Origin of the sequence: Streptomyces sp. NBC_00576 (genome assembly GCF_036345175.1) — a bacterium.
Lineage (GTDB): Bacteria > Actinomycetota > Actinomycetes > Streptomycetales > Streptomycetaceae > Streptomyces.
On record NZ_CP107780.1, the window covers coordinates 5,832,021 to 5,854,966 of the forward strand.

General features: G+C 69.5%; 20 protein-coding genes and 1 pseudogene. 10 read left to right on the forward strand and 11 right to left on the reverse strand.

What is annotated here, in order from left to right:
* Window positions 1–104: 104 nt before the first annotated feature.
* The 5 genes from OG734_RS25225 (at window position 105) to OG734_RS25245 (ending at window position 5,402) form a co-directional block, all read left to right on the forward strand.
* A complete protein-coding gene (locus OG734_RS25225; RefSeq protein ID WP_330289766.1) occupies window positions 105–1,022 on the forward strand; it encodes an SDR family oxidoreductase in 918 nt (305 codons plus the stop codon).
* A 4-nt stretch (window positions 1,023–1,026) separates the two neighbouring features.
* Window positions 1,027–2,187 (forward strand): hypothetical protein, encoded by a 1,161-nt coding sequence (locus OG734_RS25230; protein WP_330289767.1) that lies wholly within the window; start codon window positions 1,027–1,029, stop codon window positions 2,185–2,187.
* A complete protein-coding gene (locus tag OG734_RS25235; RefSeq protein ID WP_330289768.1) occupies window positions 2,184–3,173 on the forward strand; it encodes an alpha/beta fold hydrolase in 990 nt (329 codons plus the stop codon). The genes OG734_RS25230 and OG734_RS25235 overlap by 4 nt, the downstream gene beginning before the upstream one ends.
* 184 nt (window positions 3,174–3,357) lie before the next feature.
* Window positions 3,358–4,269: a metal-dependent hydrolase gene (locus OG734_RS25240; RefSeq protein WP_330289769.1), complete on the forward strand. Its 912-nt coding sequence runs from the start codon at window positions 3,358–3,360 to the stop codon at window positions 4,267–4,269.
* 23 nt (window positions 4,270–4,292) lie between these two features.
* Window positions 4,293–5,402, forward strand: coding sequence for a PDR/VanB family oxidoreductase (locus OG734_RS25245; protein ID WP_330289770.1), 1,110 nt, complete (start codon window positions 4,293–4,295; stop codon window positions 5,400–5,402).
* Here the strand turns inward: OG734_RS25245 and OG734_RS25250 are convergent.
* The 5 genes and pseudogenes from OG734_RS25250 to OG734_RS25270 form a co-directional block, all read right to left on the reverse strand.
* Window positions 5,379–5,531 (reverse strand): annotated as a pseudogene (locus OG734_RS25250) (IS1380 family transposase); the annotation flags it as partial. The gene OG734_RS25245 and the pseudogene OG734_RS25250 overlap by 24 nt on opposite strands.
* Window positions 5,532–5,607: 76 nt before the next feature.
* Complete coding sequence (locus OG734_RS25255) at window positions 5,608–5,979, reverse strand: DUF1330 domain-containing protein (protein ID WP_330289771.1); 372 nt, start codon at window positions 5,977–5,979, stop codon at window positions 5,608–5,610.
* A gap of 224 nt (window positions 5,980–6,203) precedes the next feature.
* Window positions 6,204–7,376 (reverse strand): L-dopachrome tautomerase-related protein, encoded by a 1,173-nt coding sequence (locus OG734_RS25260; RefSeq protein ID WP_330289772.1) that lies wholly within the window; start codon window positions 7,374–7,376, stop codon window positions 6,204–6,206.
* A 298-nt stretch (window positions 7,377–7,674) separates the two neighbouring features.
* Entirely contained in the window at window positions 7,675–8,193 is a 519-nt protein-coding gene (locus OG734_RS25265; RefSeq protein ID WP_330289773.1) for a nuclear transport factor 2 family protein, read from the reverse strand.
* Window positions 8,194–8,251: 58 nt separating this feature from the next.
* On the reverse strand, window positions 8,252–9,064 hold the full coding sequence (locus OG734_RS25270) for an oxidoreductase (RefSeq protein WP_330293780.1): 813 nt from the start codon (window positions 9,062–9,064) through the stop codon (window positions 8,252–8,254).
* Window positions 9,065–9,620: 556 nt separating this feature from the next.
* On the opposite strand from OG734_RS25270, the gene OG734_RS25280 reads away from it, so the two are divergent.
* Window positions 9,621–9,881 carry a CopG family transcriptional regulator gene (locus OG734_RS25280; RefSeq protein ID WP_330293781.1) on the forward strand — a complete coding sequence of 87 codons (261 nt, stop codon included), beginning with the start codon at window positions 9,621–9,623 and terminating at the stop codon, window positions 9,879–9,881.
* Window positions 9,878–10,321: a PIN domain-containing protein gene (locus OG734_RS25285; protein WP_330289774.1), complete on the forward strand. Its 444-nt coding sequence runs from the start codon at window positions 9,878–9,880 to the stop codon at window positions 10,319–10,321. The genes OG734_RS25280 and OG734_RS25285 overlap by 4 nt, the downstream gene beginning before the upstream one ends.
* A 522-nt stretch (window positions 10,322–10,843) precedes the next feature.
* Here OG734_RS25285 and OG734_RS25290 read toward each other — a convergent pair.
* From OG734_RS25290 to OG734_RS25300, 3 genes are all read right to left on the reverse strand, one after another.
* Window positions 10,844–11,251, reverse strand: coding sequence for an NUDIX hydrolase (locus OG734_RS25290; protein WP_330289775.1), 408 nt, complete (start codon window positions 11,249–11,251; stop codon window positions 10,844–10,846).
* Between the two features lie 696 nt (window positions 11,252–11,947).
* A complete protein-coding gene (gene secD, locus OG734_RS25295) occupies window positions 11,948–14,290 on the reverse strand; it encodes a protein translocase subunit SecD (protein ID WP_330289776.1) in 2,343 nt (780 codons plus the stop codon).
* Between the two features lie 62 nt (window positions 14,291–14,352).
* Window positions 14,353–14,757, reverse strand: a complete 405-nt coding sequence (locus tag OG734_RS25300; RefSeq protein ID WP_330289777.1) for a hypothetical protein — start codon at window positions 14,755–14,757, stop codon at window positions 14,353–14,355.
* 194 nt (window positions 14,758–14,951) lie between these two features.
* Between OG734_RS25300 and OG734_RS25305 the strand changes: the two genes are divergently transcribed.
* Window positions 14,952–15,044 (forward strand): transposase, encoded by a 93-nt coding sequence (locus OG734_RS25305; RefSeq protein ID WP_443064905.1) that lies wholly within the window; start codon window positions 14,952–14,954, stop codon window positions 15,042–15,044.
* 1,214 nt (window positions 15,045–16,258) lie between these two features.
* On the opposite strand, the gene OG734_RS25315 is transcribed toward OG734_RS25305, so the two are convergent.
* Window positions 16,259–18,601 carry an ABC transporter permease gene (locus OG734_RS25315; RefSeq protein WP_330289778.1) on the reverse strand — a complete coding sequence of 781 codons (2,343 nt, stop codon included), beginning with the start codon at window positions 18,599–18,601 and terminating at the stop codon, window positions 16,259–16,261.
* Window positions 18,598–19,290 (reverse strand): ABC transporter ATP-binding protein, encoded by a 693-nt coding sequence (locus OG734_RS25320; protein WP_330289779.1) that lies wholly within the window; start codon window positions 19,288–19,290, stop codon window positions 18,598–18,600. The genes OG734_RS25315 and OG734_RS25320 overlap by 4 nt, the downstream gene beginning before the upstream one ends.
* 214 nt (window positions 19,291–19,504) lie before the next feature.
* Between OG734_RS25320 and OG734_RS25325 the strand changes: the two genes are divergently transcribed.
* Complete coding sequence (locus OG734_RS25325; protein WP_330289780.1) at window positions 19,505–20,800, forward strand: sensor histidine kinase; 1,296 nt, start codon at window positions 19,505–19,507, stop codon at window positions 20,798–20,800.
* The gene (locus OG734_RS25330) at window positions 20,797–21,507 is read left to right on the forward strand and encodes a response regulator transcription factor (protein WP_330289781.1); all 711 of its coding nucleotides are present in this window, start codon (window positions 20,797–20,799) and stop codon (window positions 21,505–21,507) included. Before OG734_RS25325 ends, OG734_RS25330 begins: the two co-directional genes overlap by 4 nt.
* Before the next feature lie 501 nt (window positions 21,508–22,008).
* Here OG734_RS25330 and OG734_RS25335 read toward each other — a convergent pair.
* On the reverse strand, window positions 22,009–22,809 hold the full coding sequence (locus OG734_RS25335) for a helix-turn-helix transcriptional regulator (protein ID WP_330289782.1): 801 nt from the start codon (window positions 22,807–22,809) through the stop codon (window positions 22,009–22,011).
* Window positions 22,810–22,946: the final 137 nt, after the last annotated feature.

The window sequence follows — 22,946 nt, forward strand, 5'->3', positions numbered from 1 at the left end:
TCTAGCTTGTCAGTTCATCTGACATGGCATCGTGTCAGAAATGCGTGGGGGCCGCCTGCCGCTCGGCGGTCCGCTCGTGCCCAGGGCAAGGAAGGGGCTCGACCGTGGCAGCACCGCCCAGGAATCCGTACACGTTCAGCCGAAGAGAGCGCGACCGCGACAGGCTCTCCCGTACACAACCGCTGACCGGCCGAGTGATCGCGGTCACCGGCGCGGGCCGCGGAATCGGGCGTGCCGTCGCAGCCCGGCTCGCCGCGGCCGGAGCCGCCGTGGCGATCGGCGATCTCGACGCGGAGCTCGCCAGGGAGACGGCCGGCGCCATCGGCGCGCATCCCGGTGGCCGACTGCTCGGGCTGTCTCTCGACGTCACCGACACACCGTCCTGCGAAGACTTCCTGCGCACCGTCGAGACCGAGCTGGGGCCGATCGACGTACTGATCAACAACGCCGGAATCATGTGGGTGGGCCCCTTCGAGGAGGAACCGGAGGAAGCCGCCCTGCGCCAGTTCGACGTCAACGTCCACGGCGTACTGCGCGGGATGAAACTCGTGATCCCGGGGATGCGGAAACGCGGTCGCGGCCACGTGGTGAACATCGCCTCCGCCGCCAGCAAGGTCGCCCCGGCCGGCGAGGCGACCTACGCGGCGACGAAGCACGCCCTCCACGGCTACAGCACAGCCGTCCGCGCCGAACTGCGCGGCACCGGCGTGCACGTGTCCCTGGTGATGCCCGGCGTCGTGGACACCGAGCTGGCCGTGGGCACCGCGACCGGCCCCACCCGACGCCTGACGACGGACCAGGTGGCCGACGCGGTGCTCGACGTCGTGCTGCGCCCGCGGTTCGAGGTCTTCGTCCCCCGCGAGATAGCCGCCCTGACCCGGTTGGCCGCGCTGCTGCCGGGCCGTGCCCGCGACGCCCTGCATCACCTCCTTGTCCCCGACCAGCTCGCCGCCCTGTCCGACAGGTCGGTCCGCGCGGCCTACGAGCAGCGCACCCGCACCGCCCGCCTGCCCGAAGGATGAGCCCGTGACCACCACGCCCAAGCCGGCGCCCAGCGCGAAGAAGGCCCAGGACATGGCCCAGGACAAGGCCCAGGACGCCGCCGCTCCGCGTCCCATCCCCGAGTTCGAGGGTGTCCACGACGTATGGCCCCGCGGTGACCGGCTGCGCGCCGTGCGCGGCGCCGCGGCCGCCTACCGTGAGCGGTTCGTCCAGCAGGGCCGCATCCACGCCGTCCGCAGTTTCGACATCGCCGCCGCCCCGTACCCGACCCGGTTCGGCTTCCACGGCGCCGCGCTCGCCGTCAACCCGTTCGTGAGCATCGTCAACCGGATGCTCGTCGTGCAGTTCGACGGCTTCGACGGTGAGCCGAAAACACTGGTGTGGGAGCCGACCGTCGCCGCCGGAACGGCTCAAGCGCCGTTCTACGCCCAGCTCAAGCGGCTGGCGGGGGACTTTCTCACCGACCACGTCTTCGCCCGCTTCTACCAGGACCCGAACACCGTCCTGCCCTCCTGCGGTCTGCGACCCGAGGACGTGGACTTCGTCAGCTTCGATCATCTGCACGTCCAGGACGTGCGCATGATCATGGGAAGTACCAGCACGATTCCGGGCGAACAGGCGCCCCGCGAAGCGCTGTTCCCGCGCGCCCGGTTGCTGGTGCACCGCAGGGAGCTGGGCACCTTCGAATCGATGCATCCGATGCAGTGGGCCTGGTACGTCGACGGAGGCATGGACGGGGTACCGCCCGAGCGCGTCACCGCCTTCGACGGCGATATCGAACTCGGCGTCGGCGTCAGCCTGTTGTGGACCCCCGGCCATACGGACGGCAACCACTCCCTGGTGCTGAACACCCCCGACGGGGTGTGGGTGTCCTCCGAGAACGGCATCTCGGCCGACAACTGGCAGCCCGAGCTCTCCCGTATCCCCGGGGTGCGCCGCCACGCCGCGTTCTACGGCCATGAGGTGGTCCCCAACGCCAACACCCTGGAGGACTCTCTCGACCAGTACGACTCCATGGTCAAGGAGAAGACCCTCGCCGACCCCAGCCGGCGCGATCCGCGCTGGCTGCAGATCCTGCCCTCCTCGGAACTGGCCCCCTTCAAGCGGCAGTGGCCGGTGCTGCCCAGCTTCTTCCACGGCGGCCTGAACTACGGCGAACTGACGCCTGCCAGTGGTGGCCGATGACCGGCCCGGCCGCCCGCCGAATCGCCGTGGGCAGCGTGGGCAGCGTGGGCAGCCTGGACGGCCTGGACGGCCTGGACGGCCTGGACGGCCTGGACGGCGTGGAGTTGGCCGCCTATCAATGGGGAGCGTCCACGGCTCCTCCGGTGGTGCTGGTCCACGGCTACCCGGACACCAGCGCCGTGTGGCACCCCGTCGCCGAGCGCCTGGCCGACCGCTTCCATGTCACCGCCTTCGACGTGCGGGGAGCCGGTGCATCCCACCGGCCCAGGGGTCTGCGCGCCTACCGGATGTCCCGCCTGGAAGCCGACCTGGCGGCGGTTCTCGACGCCGTGAGCCCCGACCGCCCGGTGCACCTGGTCGGCCATGACTGGGGATCGATCCACTCCTGGGAGTCGGTCACCGGCACCCGCCTGGCCGGGCGGATCGCCTCGTTCACCTCCATCTCCGGACCCTGCCTGGACCACGTCGGCCACCTGATCCGGGCCCGCCTTCGGCCGCGGCATCCGGATCTGCCGAAGATGCTGCGGCAGGCCGCACGGTCCTGGTACATCGCCTACTTCCATTTCCCGCTCCTGCCCGCCCTGACCTGGCGAGCACTGGGACACCGCTGGCGCACCTTCCTCACCGGCTCCCAAGGCATGCCCGGGCACACCTCTTACCCCGCGCCGACGCTGGCCCGCGACGCCGTGTCCGGCACCGCGCTGTACCGCGCCAACATGCTGCCCCGCCTGCTGCGTCCCCGGGACCGGCCGACCACCGTCCCGGTTCAACTCATCGTCCCCACCCGCGACTTCTGCGTCACCCCGGTGCTGTCGTACGGAGTGGAGCACTGGACGGGCCGGATACAACGGCACCCGATCGACGCCGGGCACTGGGTACAGCTCAGCCACCCCGAGGAGATCGCGTCCCGGATCGCGGAATTCGCCAACCGCGTCGAAGACGACGGCTCTCTCCGCAGTCCGGACCACACCGCGCACCCGATCTGACAGCCAACAGCCCAACAGCCCAACAGCCCAACAGCCCAACAGCCCAACAGCCCAACAGCCCAACAGCCCAACAGCCCAACAGCCCAGCAGTACTGGACGACTGCACGACTGCACGACTGCCTGGCCGACGACTGCCTGAACGCCCCTTCGGACACACCGATCGCCGACGGAGGAGGAACCTGTCATGTTCCGAGCCGCACATGCCCACCTGCAACGTCCGTCCGAGCCCATCGACCACCACGACCTGGTGCTGCAACCCCGAGACGTCACTTTCGACTGGAGCACCACCCCGCTGCACTGGCTGCCGGGTGAGCCCTTCGCGACCCACACCTTCGACGTGCTCCACCTCATGCTCCCCGAGCTCGAACGCTGGTTCGTGCGCACCTTCGAGCAGGCACTGCCCCTGATCACCGACGACCGGCTGCGCGAGGACGTACGCGGCTTCATCGGCCAGGAAGCGATGCACGCCGAGGCGCACCAGGAGGTCCTGGAGCACCTGCTCGCCAAGGGGCTGGACCCGGCTCCGTACACCCGGCAGTCCGAATGGATCTTCCGAAGGGTGCTCGGGGACCGGCCGGAGCTGACGCCGGCCGCCGCGCACACGCACCTCCTCCAACGGCTCGCCCTCATAGCGGCCTTCGAGCACTTCACCGCGTACATGGGTCACTGGATTCTCAGCAACGGGCATCTGGACCAGGCCGGCGCGGACCCCGCGATGCTCGATCTGTTCCGCTGGCACGGCGCGGAGGAGGTCGAACACCGTTCGGTCGCGTTCGACCTGCTGGTGCACCTCGATCCCCGGTACCGGCGCCGACTGGTCGGCATGCTCGTCACCGCTCCGGTGCTGATCCGGCTGTGGATTCGCGGAGTCCGCTTCCTGATGAGCGCCGACCCCGAACTGGACGACCGGGTCAAGGTCCGCTTCCGCGACTACCAGGCCGCGGCCCGCAAGGACCTGTTGCCCCGGCCGGTCGCGTTCGCCCGCTCGGTGCTGCGCTACTTCCGCCCCGGCTACCACCCGACCCAGGAGGGCTCGACCCAGCAGGCGGTCGCCTACCTGGCGGCGTCCCCCGCTGCCCGGGCGGCCGCCCAATGACCCGGCAACCAGCAAGGCATCCCATGGACATCAGCACACCCGTCACCCGGCCGCCGGACCTGTACGGCAGACCGCGCAGCGACGCCTTCATGCGGAAGCTGGCGGCTTTCAGCGACAACGCGGTCACGCGCCTCGCGCGGCGCAGCACTCCTCGTACTCCTCCCAGGCGCCCGCCGGCCACCGAGATGCCCGTGATCCGGGAACTCGTGGTCGCTGGCAAGCGCCAAGAGGCCGACGATGTCGTCTCCCTGCGGCTGGCGGCACCCGACGGGGGAGTACTCCCGCCCTGGCAGCCCGGCGCCCACCTCGAACTGCACCTGCCCTCCGGCCGCAAGCGGCAGTACTCGCTGTGCGGCGACCCTGCCGACCGGTACCGGTACCGCATCGCGGTGCGCCGTATCGCCGACGGCGGAGGCGGTTCGGCCGAGGTGCACGATGCCCTCGGAGACGGTATGCGGGTCGCCGTAACCGGGCCCCGGAACGCCTTCCCCTTCGCCGCCGAAGCATCCATCCTGCTCATCGCGGGTGGCATCGGAATCACCCCGATCCTGCCGATGGCTCGGGAAGCCGCCCGACGCGGGCTGGACTGGAGGCTCGTCCACACCGGCCGCGACCGCGGTTCGATGCCCTTCGCGGCGGAGCTGGCCGAACTCGCGGCCGCCGCCCCGGGCCGGGTCTCCATCCGTCCTGACGACGAGTCCGGAGTGCCCGAAGCAGCCGATCTGTTGAGCTCGATCCCGGCGACGGGTGCCGTGTACTGCTGCGGGCCCGCGCCCATGATCGACGGCGTTCGGCGCGCGTTCGGTGGCAGCCGCGCGTCAGCCCTGCACTTCGAGCGGTTCGCCCCGGCCCCGATCACGGACGGCCGTCCCTTCGAACTTCAGCTGGGCGACACCGGACGGGTTCTGCCAGTGCCGTACGACCGCTCCGCCCTGGACGTGCTCCACGAGGCCCTGCCGGACCTGCCGTTCTCCTGCCGCCAGGGGTTCTGCGGCACCTGCCGGGTACGGGTGGCTCATGGCCGTGTCGATCACCGTGACCGTCGGCTCACCGCCACCGAACGTGCGGCCGGCGCCATGCTGCCCTGCGTCTCGCGTGCACCGGAAGGAGAGCGGTTGGTGCTGAAGGTGTGAGCCGGCCGAGCGCTCGTCAACCCGGTCCTCGACCCGGACCCGCAACCGGTGACGGAGCTCCAACTCGGCGATCGGCCGGTCAGGCGTGTTGGTCGCGAAGCACGCGATCCGCATGCCGCCGAATGGAGTCCGCGCTGGCCGGAGGTTTCCTTCGCCGGCCGACGATTCGTCGGCCGGCTCATCCGGCTCTGTAGCGATGCGGGTTTCAGGGCTTGAGCACTGCCAGTACATCGTCGAGCGAAACGTTGGCGGGGTCACTCATATCCAGACCATCGAACGTCTGCCAGACATAGGACGCCGTCCCGCTCTCCCGCAGCGGATGCAAGTCGGCCAGGTCGGGATCGTCCCGGAAGCTGTTGAACGCTTCTTCGGACTCCCATTCAACGAGAAACAGAACCTGCCGTGAGGGGAGGTCACCGGCTACGTTGTCCCGGAAACGACCGAACGCCACCATTCGACCGCCATATCGCGGAGCCTCTTCGGGCAAACGACTGAAATACGCGAGGTACTTCTCCAAATCAACCACGTCAAACATATTCAGGGCGTAAAACTTCTTCTTCTGTGAATTCGTACTCATTGCCAATACCTCTCCGGTCTCAGGAAACTGGTGTTCGCCGCTCTGGGCGGGTGCGGGGCACCGGCAGTAGGACGCCGGCGTTGTTGTTGATGATGGCGATGATGACGTCGGTCGCGATGTGCGCTACCTCGGATACTGACTGCGAAGAACGCATTTCCAGCGATCGGGTGAAGACTGAGGACGCCGTCCGGAGTGTCGCAGCCGGATGACGCGAGCCGGAGAGGTCAGACGAGCCTGACCGGTCCGGCGTCGATCGGCAGGCGGACCAGGAGATAGGGCTTGCGGCGCAGGTCCTTGCCCTCGTGGAAGGGCGACAGCCGGTTGAGCTGGTTGGCGATGGCGTACAGGTGCCGGTCCGAGGCGACGGACAGGGTGTCGACCCAGAGCAGGTCGCTCCCCTGGGCGAGGGTCCGGTAGGTGCCGTTCGGGCTCCTGCGCCAGATGGAGTTGTGTTCCAGGTCGCCGCCGTAGAGCCGCCCCCTGTCGTCGCTCTCCAGGCCGTCGGCCATCGGCTTGAACCCGAGATCCTCGACCGTCGCCGCCACCTCGGCGTCCGTGGCGTCCGGGTCGGCGAGGGCGTCGGTGGACACGCTGTGCAGCCGGCGACTGGAGAGCGGGCAGTAGTACAGGCGCGTGCCGTCGGCGCTGAGAGCGATGCCGTCGGAGCCGGTCTCGTAGTGGATGGGCTCGCCGCCCGCGGGGCGGACCATGAAGGGCTCGCCCTCGATGACCGGAAGGAACTGCCCGTCCGGGAGCGCCGAGGGATGCCCGGCCAGCCGCCGCCAGGAGCGGCCGGTGGCGAGGTCGACCACGATGATGCCGTTCGAGCCGCCCGAGTCGGTGATGAACGCCATGCCCTCGGCGCCGCGCCGCAGGTCGAAGCGCACGTCGTTGGGGTAGCTGTTCGCCGGCACCACCTCGGGCGGGAAGAGGATCTTCCGTACGATCCGGTCGGTGCGCAGGTCTACGGCCACGAGCTTGGGACCGCCGTAGGAGGACCCGGCGAACAGCGGGCTTCCGGTGTCGAGGATCCACAGCCGGTCGGCCGGGTCGACGACGACGCTCTGCACCGACTGGAAGTGCCCGGCCAGGTCGGAGGCGTCCTCGCGGTTCACCTCGGCGTCGGGGTAGGCCACCGGCTTGCCGCCCCGCAGTTCGGCGACGGTGAACGGGACGTCGTCGCCCCAGCGGGGAAAGTTGACGAAGACCCGGCCGCGGCGCGAGACGGTGACACCCGTCGGCATCGCGCCCCAGAAGCGGGCAACGACCTCGTAGTGACCGGCTGCAGTTGAACCGGAGGGGGAGTGGGAGGGGGCGGCGTAGGCGTAGGCGGGTCCGACGATTTGGGTGGCGGCCAGCGAAACGGTGGTCGCCGTAAGGAACGTACGTCGTTGCATGGGGGCGTCTCCTGGAGGGTCAAGTCGCTGGAGGGCGCGGCGAGTTGCCGCATCACCTCGCGTGGGGGGATAGTCCGGACGCTGCCGTGGCCGGTGGAGGACGTCGCCTCCGGTAGCCGCTCTCGGGGAGTCGGCTTCGCCCGTGTGGTCAGGGCGAGCCGAAGTGCACCTGGACGGCAGGTGCCTCGTGCGTTCCTGCGACCTGAGGTTGTCCGCCGGGGACATCGCCTGCGGCTGCCGCCAACTCCTGGAAGGGCAACGAGGGTCGGACGCCCAGTGGACCGTGGATCTGGTGCTGTCAGGTCTGCCGGGCTGCCGGGCGGGTCTTCGCGACCATGCTGCGGTCCCCCGAGGAGACCATCGCGTGAATGGGCACGGTGCTGACGCTCATGAGCGCCGCGAGTCCCCGGCGGCCCTGCTGGCGAGCGAGCGCGGGACCCATGAGGTGCATCAGGGCGGTGAGGGCCGGCATCGGACGCCCGAAGAGCGTGATCTCCTTGATCTTTGCCTCGTCGTCGAGCCGCAGCATCTGCACCTCCTCGAACGACTGGGAACCCACCCGCGCCCGGTAGACCAGGGCGTACGTGTCGCCCTCGCCGGTCTGGGTGTGGTAGCGGACGTCCTTGACCGCCGCGAACGCCGAGGTCAGGAAGTCGCGCAGCTGGTCAGTTCCCTCGAAGCGAAACTGGTCGGTGAGCGGCGAGCTGAGCACGACGTCCGGGCTCAGGCACGCGACCGCGGCGTCGACATCACCGCGTTCCTCGGCGGCGCGCCAGCGCGCGACGGTAGCGGCGGCGGAGTGTGGGGTCTCGGACATGGGTCTCTCCCGGTATCAACGGCGCGACGGGGTTTACAGGCGGGGCGGGCGGCGGGGGTCAGCCGGCCAGCTTGTTCATCGTGCGGATCTGCTTGTCCAGAACCCAGGCAGGAACGAAACGGAGGAGGCGCGCGCGTCCGGCCATGGGGCCGGCGGCGTAGCGCAGTTTCGGCTTCGTGTCGGTCGCTGCCGTGACGATCGCCTTGGCGACCACGGCGGGGTCGTCACCGCCCTTGATCGCCTCCGTCATCAGACGGTCGAAGACGTGCCGCTGGTCCGCGTAGACCGGCAGGGGCGTGTCGGGCTTCGTGCTGTTGGCCTCGAATCCGGTTCTGGTGTAGGCGGGTTCGACGAGCAGCGACCGGACGCCGTACTGCCGCACCTCGTGGTCCAGGGACTGGGAGTAGCCCTCGATCGCGTGCTTGGACGCGCCGTAGACGGCCATGTAGGGAGCGGGGATGAACCCCTGCACGGACGAGAGGTTGATGATGCGCCCGCGTCCCCGGGAGCGCATGTGCGGCAGAACCTCCTTCACCATGCGCATGACTCCGAAGACGTTGATGTCGAAGACGCCCTGGGCCTGTGCGACGGAGGTTTCCTCGGCCGCACCGATCGAGCCGACGCCGGCGTTGTTGACCAGGACGTCGATCCGCCCGAACCGCTCGATCACCTGCTGGACCGCTGCGGTGACCGACTTGTCACTGACCACGTCGAGGTCGAAGAACGTCACCCCGCCGAGCGGGGCGACACGCGAGGTGTCCCGGCCTGTGCCGGCCACCTCGAACCCCGCCGCGACCAGCGCGAGCGCGGCTTCCTTCCCGATGCCGGATGACGCCCCCGTCACCAGGGCCACCGGCCGATTTGTCGTCATCATGAACTCCCGAACTCTTGGCGGAAACCGATCGGTTTCCATCTGCCTCCACTGTAAACCGATCGGTTTCCAATGCACAAGCTCAAGCAGGGAACTGATCCTGGGCACACGTCACGGGCTGTCTTCAGATGGGCCTGACCCCTGCCCGCGGGCGTGGCGGCAGGGCGTGGTGAGCAGGCGGAACAGGCGTGAGAGCGTCATCCCCGCTGCGATCGCCGAGTTCGCACTCGAGGGCCACTGCGGCCCCTCTACTGAGGCGATGGCCAGGCATGTCGGTCTCACGCAGCCGTACCTCTTGCGACTCTTCCCGAGCAGAAAGGCGATCGTCGTCGCCGCTTGGTGAGGCAGCCGGCTGCCCGGCCCGCTCACGGCAACAGCAGCCACTTGCCTGAGCTGATCGCCCCGCACGTCGGTGGCTGCCGCGGCGGCGTAGCCCTGCTGCGCCTGCATCTGGAGCGTTTCGGGGTGCGTAGAGATCAGCCGCGTGCGAGGGATCGCCGTGAGGCTGCCCATCGCGTGGGATACATCAATCCAGTACATGGACTACTCTTGGTACATGTCCATGAAGCGTACGAACGTCTATGCCGACCCCGAAGACCTGGCGATCATCAAGGAGGCGGCCAAGCGGAGGGGCATAAGCGAGGCCGAGATCATCCGACAGGGGATCCATCTCGCGGCCATGGCGAACCGGGTCTGGGACGAGCCGCTTTTCTCGCGGACGTTCGAGGGGCCGGGGCGTACGCCGACCAAGGCTGAGGTCCGTGACGCGGTCGCCGATGCGGTCCGCCACGAGACAGATCCCGGAACCGCCGCGTGATCATCGTCATTGCGGACACGTCAGGCCTCCTGGCAGCTCTCGACTCGACGCACCCGGAACACGGAACGGCGAACGAGGCGATCATGGCGGCCGGTCTCCTGGTGATGTCCCCGCTCCTGCTGGCGGAACTCGATCACGTGGCCACGCGCGAGTTGGGGCGCGCAGCGTCCGTCAGCGCGATCGATGACCTGCGGCGATGGATGGGCCGGGGTCGGATCGTCATGCCCGAGATCACGGAAGACCACTTGGGCGCCGCGCAGTCCGTCCGAGTCCGCTACGGCGCGCTCGACCTGGACCTCGCCGACGCGGTGAACGTGGCGCTCGCCGCCGACTACGACACCGACGCGATCCTCACCCTCGACCGGCGGGACTTCCGGGCCGTACGGCCCTTGGGCCGCCACAAGGCGTTCCGGGTACTACCCGACGACCTCCCGCTCTGACACGAGATCATCTGTGGCCAAGCGCGCGCACCGGCAAGGGGCTTTGTTCCTGACTGCCGGAGTGTGATCCAGGGGCGTGCGGAGCCGTCATGGAACGGCGGGCTGAGTGCTCTCACTGCGCGAACTCCCTTGATGGCCGTGCGAAATCGCAGGCCAGCGCCGTGCTGCAACGTGAGCCGACTGCACCCACAAGGCGCTCGTGCCCTCCGCGTGCCCAGTCTTCCGGCGCGGGGGCGCAGGCAAAGCGCCGAAATGACCCATCAATAAAAGCCCCAGGTCTGACCTGGGGCTTCAAGAGGAGCGGGTGACGAGAATCGAACTCGCACTCTCAGCTTGGGAAGCTGCGGGCATTTGCGGCTACTTGGAGCGTTGACCTGCGTGAACGGCTGTGTGACGGCTTCCTCGATCCGGTGCTCCTTCCCCGTGTTTCCCCGCTGCTCCCCGCCCAATCTGGTGCGGTTGTGGTGCGGCCGTAACGTAGAAGAAGACCGCAGCAGCGACCGTAAAAGCGCGGTCACGGGATCAGGAAAGCCGCCCGGTCTCGTGAAGCGCGTAGAAAGCCATCTCGTCGACGGCCGAGACCCGGTCCCGATCGGCGTAGCGGAACCATGCCTTCTCGGCGATCTCCCTCGACGGGGTCAGCTCACCGCGGTGATCAGCGGTGTAACAGATCATCCGGAAAGGGCCGTGATCCGGATGGCCCTCGCCGATCTCGAAAGTGCCGAAGTGCACTATGGAACCGGGGTCGATCGCCGCCTGGAGTTCCTCGTCGATCTCCCGCACCAGGGTCTCGCCGTCGGACTCGCCCGGCTCGCGATGACCGCCCGGGAAGTAGAAGCGATCTCTGCCGTGACTACGCGTCACCAATACCCGGTCGTCCCGAACCAGGATCCACGCCACCTTCTCCGGCACACTGTTGCCATTCGCCATGGCTCGGGACCGTATCGGATTGCATCGTCTGCGTCAGCACCGTCCGTACACTGAGCTTGGGAAGCTACGGCGCTTGAGCGGCCGGATGGCTCCTGACCTGGGCATATGCAGCCGGGCGTGGTGCCCGGAGGTGCAGGATCGCACCGTGGTCGACCGTGGGTGACCGGTCTTACGGGCACGCTGTGGGCATGCCGTCGAGAGCCGCGCGGCCGGGCATCGGCACGGAGCGATTCATGCCGGGCCCGTCCCGCTCGGAGGTCGGCGTCTGTTACGACGTTGCGGACCCCGGAGCGGCGCCGCAGGAGTGCCACCCCGATGCCGCGGGCAGGAAGCGGGCCAGGAGGAAGGCACGGTCACCATGGCGTCTCATCAGTGTGTCGGCCCGGTGCCAGGCGGCGCCGGGGATGCGCGGGCTACGCAGCCTGCGCGCAGCCGGTCCCCGAGGAGTCTGCCGGCACGGTGGTGGGCGAGGAAAACGCCCACCACCGTGCCGGCCCTTCGTTCTTCATCCAGGCGGACCGCCTCCGGCTGATCAGCCTGCGGAAACATTGTCGAGCCACTTGTAGGAAACGTGGGTCTGTCGCCATAGAGGCGTAGGGGTACGGGCGTCGAACGAGGAGCATGCTGCACGTTGCACAGCCGGATAGGGGGATGCGCCCGGCTGTCCGCGTCTTCCCCACGAGCCTCCGCGCGCCCTCACACCACAGCGCCTGAATCCCGCGCCCGCCCGCGTCGCTCCAGCGGACTGCGCGCCCCGCTGTCCTTGCTGCGCCTGGGGCGCACTGGCGGCGCCGGGCGGCTGCCCTCAAGCTGCACGGCGATCGGCACGGCGGTGAACACCGTCGATGCCATACCGATCACCACGCCGGCGATCAGCGCCACGGAGAAGTCCGCGAGCGAGTCACCGCCGAGCACGGCCAGGGCTGCCAGGATGAACAGCGCGCCCATACCGGTGTTCACAGTGCGCGGCAGCGTCTGGATGACGGCCTTGTTCGCGGTGGTTTCCAGGTCCGCCGCCGGATCGCGGCGGCGCGCCTCGCGCACCCGGTCGAAGACGACGACGGTGTCATTGACGGAGTACCCGATGACCGTGAGCAGGGCCGCCAGGAAGACGCTGTCGACGGGCTTGCCGAGCCAGGCGAACAGGCCCACCACAAGCAGCACGTCGTGCATCATGGCCGACACCGCCGCGGCGGCGAACGTCCACCGGAACCGCACGCTGAGGTAGATCAGCTGGGTCGCGACGGCGATGCCGAGCGCGATGAGCGCGTGCCGGCGCAGCTCGTCGCCGAGGCTCGGGCCGATCAGCTCGTCCCGCTCGACGGTGACCTCACCGCCCTCCTTCGCCAGCGCCGTTCTGATCGTGTGCTGCTGGTCGTTGCTCAGCTCGCCAGTGCGTACCGAGATGTCCCCGTCCCCCGACTCCTGCACCACCGCGCGCGGGAACCCGGCGTCCGTGACCGCCGTACGTGCTGCGTCCACGTCCACGGGCCTGCTGGTGCTGTACTCCACCAGGCGCCCGCCGGTGAACTCCACCCCGAACTCCAGGCCGCGCAGGCCGATTCCGGCGACGGCAACCACGATCAGTAGCGCGCTGACGCCGAGCCAGCGGCGCCGGTGGTGCACCAGGCGGGGTTTGCGGCGCGCGAGCCAGGCACGTACCCGGCCGGTGGAGGTGATCCCGGTCAGGCCGGGCCGGCCCCGCACGTAGCGGCGCCGGATCGCGAAGTCGGCGAGGACCCGGGTGATCACCAGGGCCGAGATCATCGAGACGAGGACACCGATGGAGAGCGTGACACCGAAGCCCTTGACGGGTCCGGTGGCGAAGAAGAAGAGCAGCCCTGCCGCGAGCAGCGTGGTCACATTCGAGTCGACGACCGCGCTCCATGCCTTGCTGAAGCCGATGCTCAGCGGCTTGTCCAGGCGCGCCGAGGCCGACTTCAGGGCGCGGGCTCCCAGGTACTCCTCGCGGGCACGCTCGAAGACCAGCACGTTCGCGTCCACCGCCATGCCGATCGCCAGGACGAAACCAGCGAGTCCGGGCAGTGTCAGGGTCGCGCCCAGAGCGATCAGTACGGCGTAGGAGATCAGCCCGTACAGCGCGAGCGCGATGGTGGCCAGGGCGCCGAGGAGCCGGTAGACGACGATGATGAACAGCCCCGTCAGGGCGAGCCCGATGATCGCGGCCTGGGTGCTGGCGGCGATGGCATCGGCACCGAGCGTGGGGCCGACGGTGCGCTGCTCCACGACCTCTACGGGCACCGGCAGCGCACCGCCCTTGACGAGCGCGGCCAGATCGCGGGCCTCTTCCCGGCCGAAGCCGCCGGTGATCTGCGTGGAGCCGCCGGAGATGCCGACCTGGCACGCCACATCCGCGTTCACGCCGGGCGCCGAGAGGACCTTGCCGTCCAGGACGATGGCGACGCGCCGCTCGGGGGCGCCCTGCGGGGCACAGGCCGCCGCACCGGTGACCCGTGCCCAGTCCTTGCCTGCCTGCCCGCGGAAGGTGAGGTTGACCATCCAGCCCGACATCTTCTGCTGGTCGAGCACCGCCTCGGCGTCCTTGACGCCCTCGCCGGTGAGGACGGTGGGCCCGAGCTTGAGGAACGCCCCCTCTTGGTCGGGGTCGGCCAGGGTGCGCGAGCCGTCCTTGGCCGGCTTCCCCTTGTTTTCGTCCTGCTTGTCCGTCGCGCCCTGCACCGGGTGGACGGTCAACTGCGCGGTGCGGCCGATGACTTCGGCGGCCTCGCGCGGGTCCTGTACGCCGGGCAGCTCGACGAAGATCCGCTGCTGTCCGGACCGGTACAGGCTCGGCTCGGACATGCCGAGCGCGTCGACCCGCTGGCGGAGCACCTCCAGGGCCCGCTGGGTCGATTCGGCATTGGCCTTGACGAGGGGTGAATCCTTGGTCTCCAGGACGATCTGGGTGCCGCCGCGCAGGTCGAGGCCGAGGCGGGCGGACTGGGTGAGAGCGAAGAAGAGCGAGGCGGCGATCACACCTAGGGCGACGATCGCCCGCCACATGGGCGCGCGAGACATGAGTTCTCCACGATGGGCAGGCAGACGGAGTCGACGTCTGCCCCGGGCGCGGAGGCGAACGGTCAGGCGTCGATACGGACTTCGGTGCTCCATCGGGACGGCGGGCCGCGCGGGCGATACGCGTGGGCGCCCCGGCTCGCTCCTGCAGCCGCGGCCGCCACGGCCACGGCGGGGCCACCGACAGCGCGGTGCGGGGCTGCGTCCCCGGCGCCAGGACCCAGGAAGGGGTGGTACGGGTACGGCACGGCGTCGGCGTGGCCGAGCACGGAGTGCGCCACGGTGACGGGTCGCTGCGCGTCGGTGGTCGCGGACGCCTGCGCGGTCGCCGCCGCGGCCGTGCCCGTCGAGGACGGGCGGGACGTCGGCATCGCCTTGGCCGACACCGGCAGGAGGAAGGTCAGGACCGCGAGCAGCGCGGAGAGCACGACGGCGGCCGGGCGCGTCGGGTGTGCGCGGTGCTGCTGCACGCCTCTTGCCCCCCGGTCAAGTCGTCGTACGGAGTCAGCAGTTGAGCACTGTGAGCCGACGGCTCGGCTCGTCCGGCCGTCAGTGACACGAACGCCGTCGGGCGTCCGGAGGTTCCCGACTCACGCAGGAATGTTGCTGCCGGCGGGGTGCGTATCGAGCCATTGCTTCCGGACCGGGTCCCGCAGCGGGGCTGGTGATCGAGGCGATCGCGTGGAAGTGCCACACCGGATCGCCCTGGCACGACCTGCCGCCAGAGTTCGGGCCGTGGAAGGGTGTGCATCGATGACGGTGTTCCGTCCGCCCGCTGGATCGTGGCCAGGCGCTCGTGCCGTACGCGGATGTCGGCGATGCACTCCTCGCCGGGAAGGCAGATGTGCTCTCTCGGCGGCTTGATGCATGTCTTGCCGACTACCTTTCACCCTTGGTTGTCCTGGTCGCCGAGCGGCACCTGTCTCAGTGGAGTACTGGCCACCGTCCGTGATCGGCAGTCGGGGGCTGGTGGGAGCCCGTCCAGGCACCACGATCCGCAGCGACGGGCCACGGGCGGCGCGCCAGATCCGGCGACAACTCTCCGTACGTTTGCCGGCGCTCGCCGGGAGGTCACTTCCAGCGGCGAGCCGCCCCCCGCTCGGGCGCCACCCTCACGCACACGATGGTTCGCGCGGCCAGGTCCTCCGAGACCGCCGCGCTGATCTATCAGCACTCCGACGAGAACGGCAGCACGAGGTCGCGGCCGGCTTTGACGGCTTGGTGCACACCGAGCATGCGAAGCGCCGCAGGGACGACCCCGCGCACCACAACGAGGAGGCTGCAAGAGAGCTAATGGTGCGGTTGTGGTGCGCACCTAGCCCACCGGTCTAGACAACAAAGAACCCCCGGGTCTCTGACCTGGGGGTTCGCATGGAGCGGGTGACGAGAATCGAACTCGCACTCTCAGCTTGGGAAGCTACGGCGCCTGGGGAGGTGTGTGCCTTCTGAACTGGGACCATGTGTTTTTGGCTGGCGTTCGGGAGCGCGCGATCGCACCGCTGTTGACCGTGGTTCTCCGGTCTTAAGGGCACGCTATGGGCACGGCGCTGTGATGGATGAGCCGATGGTGGTCGGGGAGGTGCCTTCGAGGCTCGAGAGGGCTCAGCGCACAGGAAAACTGAGCGGGGCATCGCGACCGCACACACGGCCACGGGACATCGGCATGTGCGGGTTGATGGCGGCGGCGATGCTGATGAGGACCGGTGCCAAGGGTCGACGATCTATCGACGTCACCCCAGGTCTTCCGAAGGCGCCTGCCTCACCCGTTCCGCCGGGCTCAGGCCACCTCCGTCGTCACGTCCTCGCGGTTGTCGTTGGTTCCGTGTGCAAGCGCCTGGATCGAGGTCTGGTCGAACCGGAACGGAGGCGGCCAGTCCAGCAGGGGATGAGTTGGGTCTGCGCGGCCGGTGTTGCCACCGACATCGGCAAGCTGATCACTGCCGCCCAGGCACGGCATCAGCGCAGGGACCACTATTCGGTCCGCAGGGCGGTGGCGGTGCGGACCCTGGCGGCCCAACTCGCGGGCAGCAGCGCGCCCAGGACGGCGATGAGCAGGCCGCCCAGGACCAGCAGGGCCAGTTCGGCCGCGTGGTAGACGGCGAGTACGGAGTCGGGGAGGTCGAGGCCGGCGCTGTGGCCCATGGCGGGGATGACCCAGCCGTGCAGGGTGATGCCGAGCGGAACTCCCAGGGCGCCGCCGGCCAGTCCGGTCACGATGACGGAGGTGACGACCATCGTGATCACCTGTCGGGGGGTCATGCCCAGGGCTTTGTGGACGCCGAGTTCCCGCACGCGTTCGCGCGTGTCGAGAACGACCGCGTTGAGCACACCCAGCGCGGCGACGGCGACGAGCATCAGCGTCAGGAGCGCGGACAGTGCGTTCAGGGTGACGACCATGTCGCTGCCGCCTTCGGCCTGGCCGATCCGGGCGGTGACCCCCAGCGGTTTCAGGCTCTTGTTCAGCGCGTCGACGTAAGTGGCCATGTCGGTACCGGATTTCACCACGATGTGTTGTGTGGTGTCCGTCAGGTCGGGGTGCGCGGGTGCGAGCGTCGTGTCGTCGGTGAACACCTGCATGCCGTCGTTGCGGGGGTCGAGGACCTCGCCGACGATCCGGACCGTGACCGCCTTGCCCAGGCCGTCGAGAGTGACGGTGTCCCCGATGTGCGTATCCGTGGAGGTGAGGAAGCCGGTGGGCACCACCGCCTCGCCGGACTTGGCGATCCACCGGCCAGAGACCATGGTGTAGCCGCCCCAGGAGGCGTCGCCGGTGAAGGCGACGACCGCGGTGGTGCCGGCGACGCCGGGGACGGTGGCCCGGGCTGTCGCGGTGCTGTAGTAGGTCCGGGTCGCGGGCTGGGCGTCGATCGCGGCGGCGACGGCGGCCGGATCGGGCTCGGTGCGGGTCGCGCCGATCGGACCGTCGGGGCCGGGTTCCGGCAGCGGTGCGGCGACGGTGACGTCGGCGGTGTCGTGGGCTTTGGCCTTCGTCACCGCGGCGAGCGATGCCCCCATGCCGACGGTGAAGGTGATGGCGGCGGCGCCGAACAGGACCGCCGTTCCCATACTCAGGGCACGGGCGGGGCGGGCGAAGGAGCGGGTCAGCCCCAGGGCGATCGGCCGGGACAGGGGGAGCCGTCCGGCCAGGCGTGCCGCCCACCGGCCGCGGTCCGTCCGCGCGGTACGCCCGACGGCGAGCGCGTCGACCGTGCGCAGGCGTCCGGCCCGCCAGGCACTCGCCCACGCGGTCGCCACGACCAGGCCGAGTACGCCGGCGATCACGGCCGCGTCGACCCAGGGGGCGACGGCCAGGGAGGTGGTGCCGTAGACGTCCTCGGTCTCGGACATCACCGGTACGGCCAGCAGGTGGCCCGCGAGGACGCCGAGTGCCGTGCCGACCGCCGCCGGGATCAGGGCCTGGCCCACGTAGGCGCGCACGACCTGCGCCGGGGTGAAGCCGATGGCCTTGAGGATGCCGATCCGGCGCAGCCCCGCACCCACGGTGCCGGCGACCACGTTGCCCACGATGAGGACCGACATGACCAGGCCCAGGACGCCGAACGCGAGGAGGAACGGTACGTACAGCGCGGTGTCGCGCTCGGCGGACGCCCTGACAGTGAGCCAGGACTGCGTCCCCGTCACCGCCTTGACTCCCGCTGTCACGGCCTTGCGGCCTGCCGAGACCCGTGCGGCCGTGTCGGCGGCGGTGAAGCGGTAGAGCATCTGGTAGCTGCCGGGGCGGTCGGGCGTGGTGAGCTCGGTGACCTGGGACGGTGTCACCCACGCGTCGGCGCTCCCGGTGACCGAGCGGGCCGCGCCGACCACCTTCAGGGGGCCACCGGGCAGGCCGGGGAAGGCGAGTTCGAGACCGAGGGTCGGAATCAGCGAGGCGTCCGTGTTCAGCACGATCTCGCCGGGACGAGTGGCCCAGCGCCCGGCGGTCAGCGTGAGGTCGTCGACCGCTCCGTCGTGATCGGCGCGGCCGACGACGGCCATCGGCCACGCGTCCGCGCCGCCGCGGAGGCGTGGGGTGACCGACACCGCGCGGAACGGGCCCACCGCAGCCGCCACCCCGTCGGCGCGCCCGGTCACCTTCACCTGCTCGGCGCTGGTGCGGGCGGCGTCGAAGTCGACGGACAGGTGCGCGCCGTGCTGTCGGGCGAAGGCGTCGTCGAACGGCGCGCCGGAGACCCCCAGCAACGAGCCTCCCAGGACGGACGCGGCGACCGCCATCATCGCGGTCAGGCCGATCACCAGCGTCTGCACCCGGCGTCTTCCCACGCCCGAGCGCACCACCCGGCCCAGCGCGCTCATCGAGCCACCTCCGCGCTGACGTCCTCGGCGATCCGGCCGTCGACGATCCGCAGCGTGCGGTCGGTGCACGAGCGGGCCAGAGCGAGATCGTGCGTGACGACGACCAGGGTCTGGCCCTCGGCGTTGAGGTCCCTGAGCAGGCGACTGACGTCCTGACCCGCGGCCGTGTCGAGCGCGCCGGTGGGTTCGTCCGCCAGGATCAGCGGCGGCCGGTTCATCAACGCCCTGGCCACGGCGACGCGTTGACGTTCACCACCCGACAACCGCCCTGGGTAGGCGTGGGCATGCCGGTCGATGCCGAGGGTTTCGAGCAGTTCCGCGGCCCGCCGATGCGCGTCGTCCCGGGCTGTGCCGGCCAGCTGCGCGGGAAGCGCGACGTTGTCCGCGACGGTCAGGTCGTCGAGCAGGTTGAAGAACTGGAAGACCATGCCGATCTTGGAGCACCGGTAGCGGGCCGCCGCCGCCTCGCCCAACCGGTCGACCCGTACGCCGTCCACGGTGACGGTCCCTGTGTCCGGCCGGTCCAGGCCCGCGATCAGGTTGAGCAGCGTGGACTTGCCGCTCCCTGAGGGCCCGAGGATCGCTACGGCCTCACCGGGCCGCACGGTCAACGACGCCTCCCGCAGTGCGGGCGGTCCGTCATCGTATCTGCGGCTCACGTCGCACAGTTCGATCACCGGCTCAGTCATGAAGGGCTCCTAGGGTCCGCGCATCTGGCGCCCTGGACGCTAGGCGGCCTCCTGCCCCGGACACGTCCTTCGCCCGAGCTGTTTCCGGTCCTCCGACGGAACGAGGATCCTGCGGGTGTCCTCCCTGAGATGTAGTCGGCTGATGTACGCGGTGTGCGAGGAGTGATAGCAGAGATGGATCCCACGAGGACGGGAGGACAGCGAGAATGTGCCGGTGACGAACGGGACGACGGCGGTGGACCGGCTGCGAGAGGCAGCCCGCCATGCGCTGCGCCCGACCGGACCGGCGCCGAAACTCACCCGGCGCAGCTGGCAGTTCGACCTGGTCGTGGCAGTGGCCTTCGCCGTCAGCACCGTGTACTACGCCAACGATGTCGCCGACAATCAGATTCGCGAGGTCCTCCCCGGTGTGGGCATGGCGATCCACCCGTCGGGAACGGGTGCGCGGGTCGCCCTGAGCGTCCTCGCGCTCGTCACCTCGGGTGCCCTTGTATGGCGCCGCCGCTACCCGCTCGCCGTGCTGTTCATCGTGACCGGCGCAGCGCTGCTGACCCCGGAGGACGTTGCGCGGCTGACCTTCTACCCCCTCGTCGTCGCCGTCTACAGCGCCGCGGCCTACAGCCCCTACAGGATTCCCACGCTGGCGGCCGTGCCGACGGCAGTCCTCCTGATCTATACGGCGGGTGCCTCGACCACCCACGTCTACCCGTATCAACCGGGCATCGTTCCGAACGAGTACGTGGTCCTGTGGGTCCTCGGGCCGCTGGCGATGGCCGCCAACGGCCTGCGCACCTGGCGGGTGCGTACCGACGAGGGCCACGCGCGGCTGACCGCCGTGGAACGCGAGCAGGCGGAGTCGCTGCGTCGCGCCGTCGATGAGGAGCGCGCCAGAATCGCCCGCGAACTGCACGACGTCGTCACCCACAATGTCAGCGTCATGGTCATCCAGGCCGGCGCCGCTCGCAGGGTCATGAGAGCCGTCCCCGACGAGGCCGACGAGGCACTGCTCGCCGTCGAGGCGAGCGGGCGGGCCGCCATGACCGAGCTGCGTCACGTCATGGGGCTGCTCACCATGGACAGCGGCGACCAGGATGCGCCCCGCGCCGAGAACCTGACCCCACAACCAGGTCTGGAGCAACTGGAAACACTCATCGGGCGGGTCCGAGACACCGGCCTTCCGGTCGACCTGAAGATCACCGGAGCGGCCCGCACCATGCCACCTGGCATCGGCCTCACCGCCTACCGCGTGGTCCAGGAGGCACTGACCAACACGGTCAAACACGCGTCCGGGGCGCATGCCACGGTCTCCGTCGAGTACGCCCCCGACCGGCTGCGGGTGGAAGTCTCCGACACCGGCGGCCCTCCGGGCCCGGGCGCGGCCACCGGAAACGGCCGCGGACTGCTCGGCCTGCGCGAGCGCCTCTCCGTCTACGACGGAACCCTGCAGACCGGCCGGCGCCTCACCGGCGGCTACCGTGTCGAAGCACTCATCCCCCTGGAGGCACCGTGACCGAGCCGCCGCTGCGCGTGGTGCTCGCCGACGACCAGACCCTGGTCCGCTCCGGATTCCGGATGATCCTGCGCTCCGGCGGCATCAAGGTGGTCGCCGAGGCCACCGACGGGTTCGAAGCCGTCGACGCGGTCCGTCGTACCCGGCCCGATGTGGTCCTGATGGACGTCCGGATGCCCGAGATGGACGGCCTGGAGGCGACCCGCCGCATTCTCACCGGCACTCCGGGCGAACCCCGCGTCATCATCCTGACCACCTTCGACCTCGACCAGTACGTCTACGCGGCACTCTCAGCCGGCGCCAGCGGCTTCCTCCTCAAGGACGTCACCCCCGAGCAGCTGATCTCCGCGGTCCACACGATCCGCTCCGGCGACGCCCTGCTCGCACCGGCCGTCACCCGCCGCCTGGTCGAGCGATTCACGCGACAGGACGGCCATGACGGCCAGACCATCGCGATCCACCGCGACCTCGCCTCGCTCACCCCGCGCGAACGTGAAGTCCTGGGCCTGATGGCCCAAGGGCTGAGCAACGTCGAAGTCGCCGACCGCCTGCACCTGGCCGAGACGACCGTCAAAACCCACGTCTCCCGCATCCTCGCCAAGCTCCAACTGCGTGATCGCGTCCAGGCCGTCATCGCCGCCTACGAGACAGGGCTGGTCAGCGTGGGCAGGCAGGAGCCCGTGGTTCCGTCCGCCGAGCACCCATGAACCGCCCTGTGGACAGCACCACGTGGGTGTAGGACCGGCCTGCGGTTCTTGACAGTCATGGCAGGTTCCGCGTCACGTGGACGCATGGGATTCGCCTTCAAGACCTCGCCGCAGAGGACCAGTTGGCACGCCATGCTGAAGGTGTGGTAGGTCGCTTTGGACTAGACAACAAACAACCCCCAGGCCACTGACCTGGGGGCAATTCTGGAGCGGGACGAGAATCGAACTCGCACTCTCAGCTTGGGAAGCGACGGCGCTTGGTCGGCCGTGCAGTCGCTGACCTGTACATACTCGTCATAGCGCTGCGGAGGCGAGGATCTGTTGACACCGCTGCCGGCCGTGGTTGTCCGCTCTGAAGGGCACGCCATGGGCACGCCGCTCGAACGGGGGACGAGGCAGCCCCTGCACGTTGGCAGAGGGGCGCCCGGCTCTGGGCGCGACCATCGGTCGGCCAGTGGCCATTGCGGAAGCACACGCCCTAGGGCTGCCGACAGCCTTACGCTAAGGACAGTAGCGTGCCACGTACGCTTCCAGTGGCTCCAGTGGCTCCAGTGCGCCCCACGCCTGGTCGAAGCTGTCCGCGAAGTACGCCAGGAAGGCCGGCCCCTCGACGCTGAATCCCGTCAGCTGTTGACGGCCGGCACCGGAGAAGGACAGAAAAGTGACGGAGTCGTCCACGAGGCCGGTGTTGTGCCAGGCGCAGGAGGCAGTCCAGGGCATGACGCGCGCCTCGTAAGCGTATATGTCCGTCGTTTCCTCCTGGTGTTCGCGCAGCCACTGCAAGTAGGCCGCCCGCGGTGCTCCGTCGCGTTCAGGAACGCCGATGATGCGCCGGACACTGGCACCCTCACCGGAGTGATCCCTGGCCCACTGCAACACCGTGCTGTAGTACTCGGCCACTTCCGCCGCTCCCCAGTGACCAGGCGGGTGGAGCCGGACGTAAGTGAGCCGGATCTCGCGGCGAGCCGTGCGGATCCGGTCGGCGGAGGCGCGGTAGAAGGAGGGCGGGTCCGGATAGCGCACCATGTCGGCGTGCAGCGCTTCCGCCGGTGCCTCAGGTCCCTCCCGCTTGAGCGTGTCCAGTTCCGTTCTGGCCTCACGCCACAGAGGCTGCCACTGGGTCCAGTCCCCGCCCAGCACGGCAACCAGCCGGCGGGTGACCATCTCGCCGGGCAGGCGACGCCCGTTGAGGGCGTCAGAGACCGTCGCGGGACTGCACTGCGCCCGCGCGGCGATCGTCCTTATCTGAAGGTTGCCCTTGGAGATGCGCAATCGGCGCAGCTCCGATGCGAATTGCCGCACAGGTAACGGTGCGCCGCGTGGGTGGGCGTCCATGGTCCCTCTCCAAGAGCCTCGCCGGGTCCGATGACCGCGATCGTCCCACTTTCGCCGAGCACCCGCCGAACATCACCGAATCCCGCCGAAGAAGCTTGAAATCC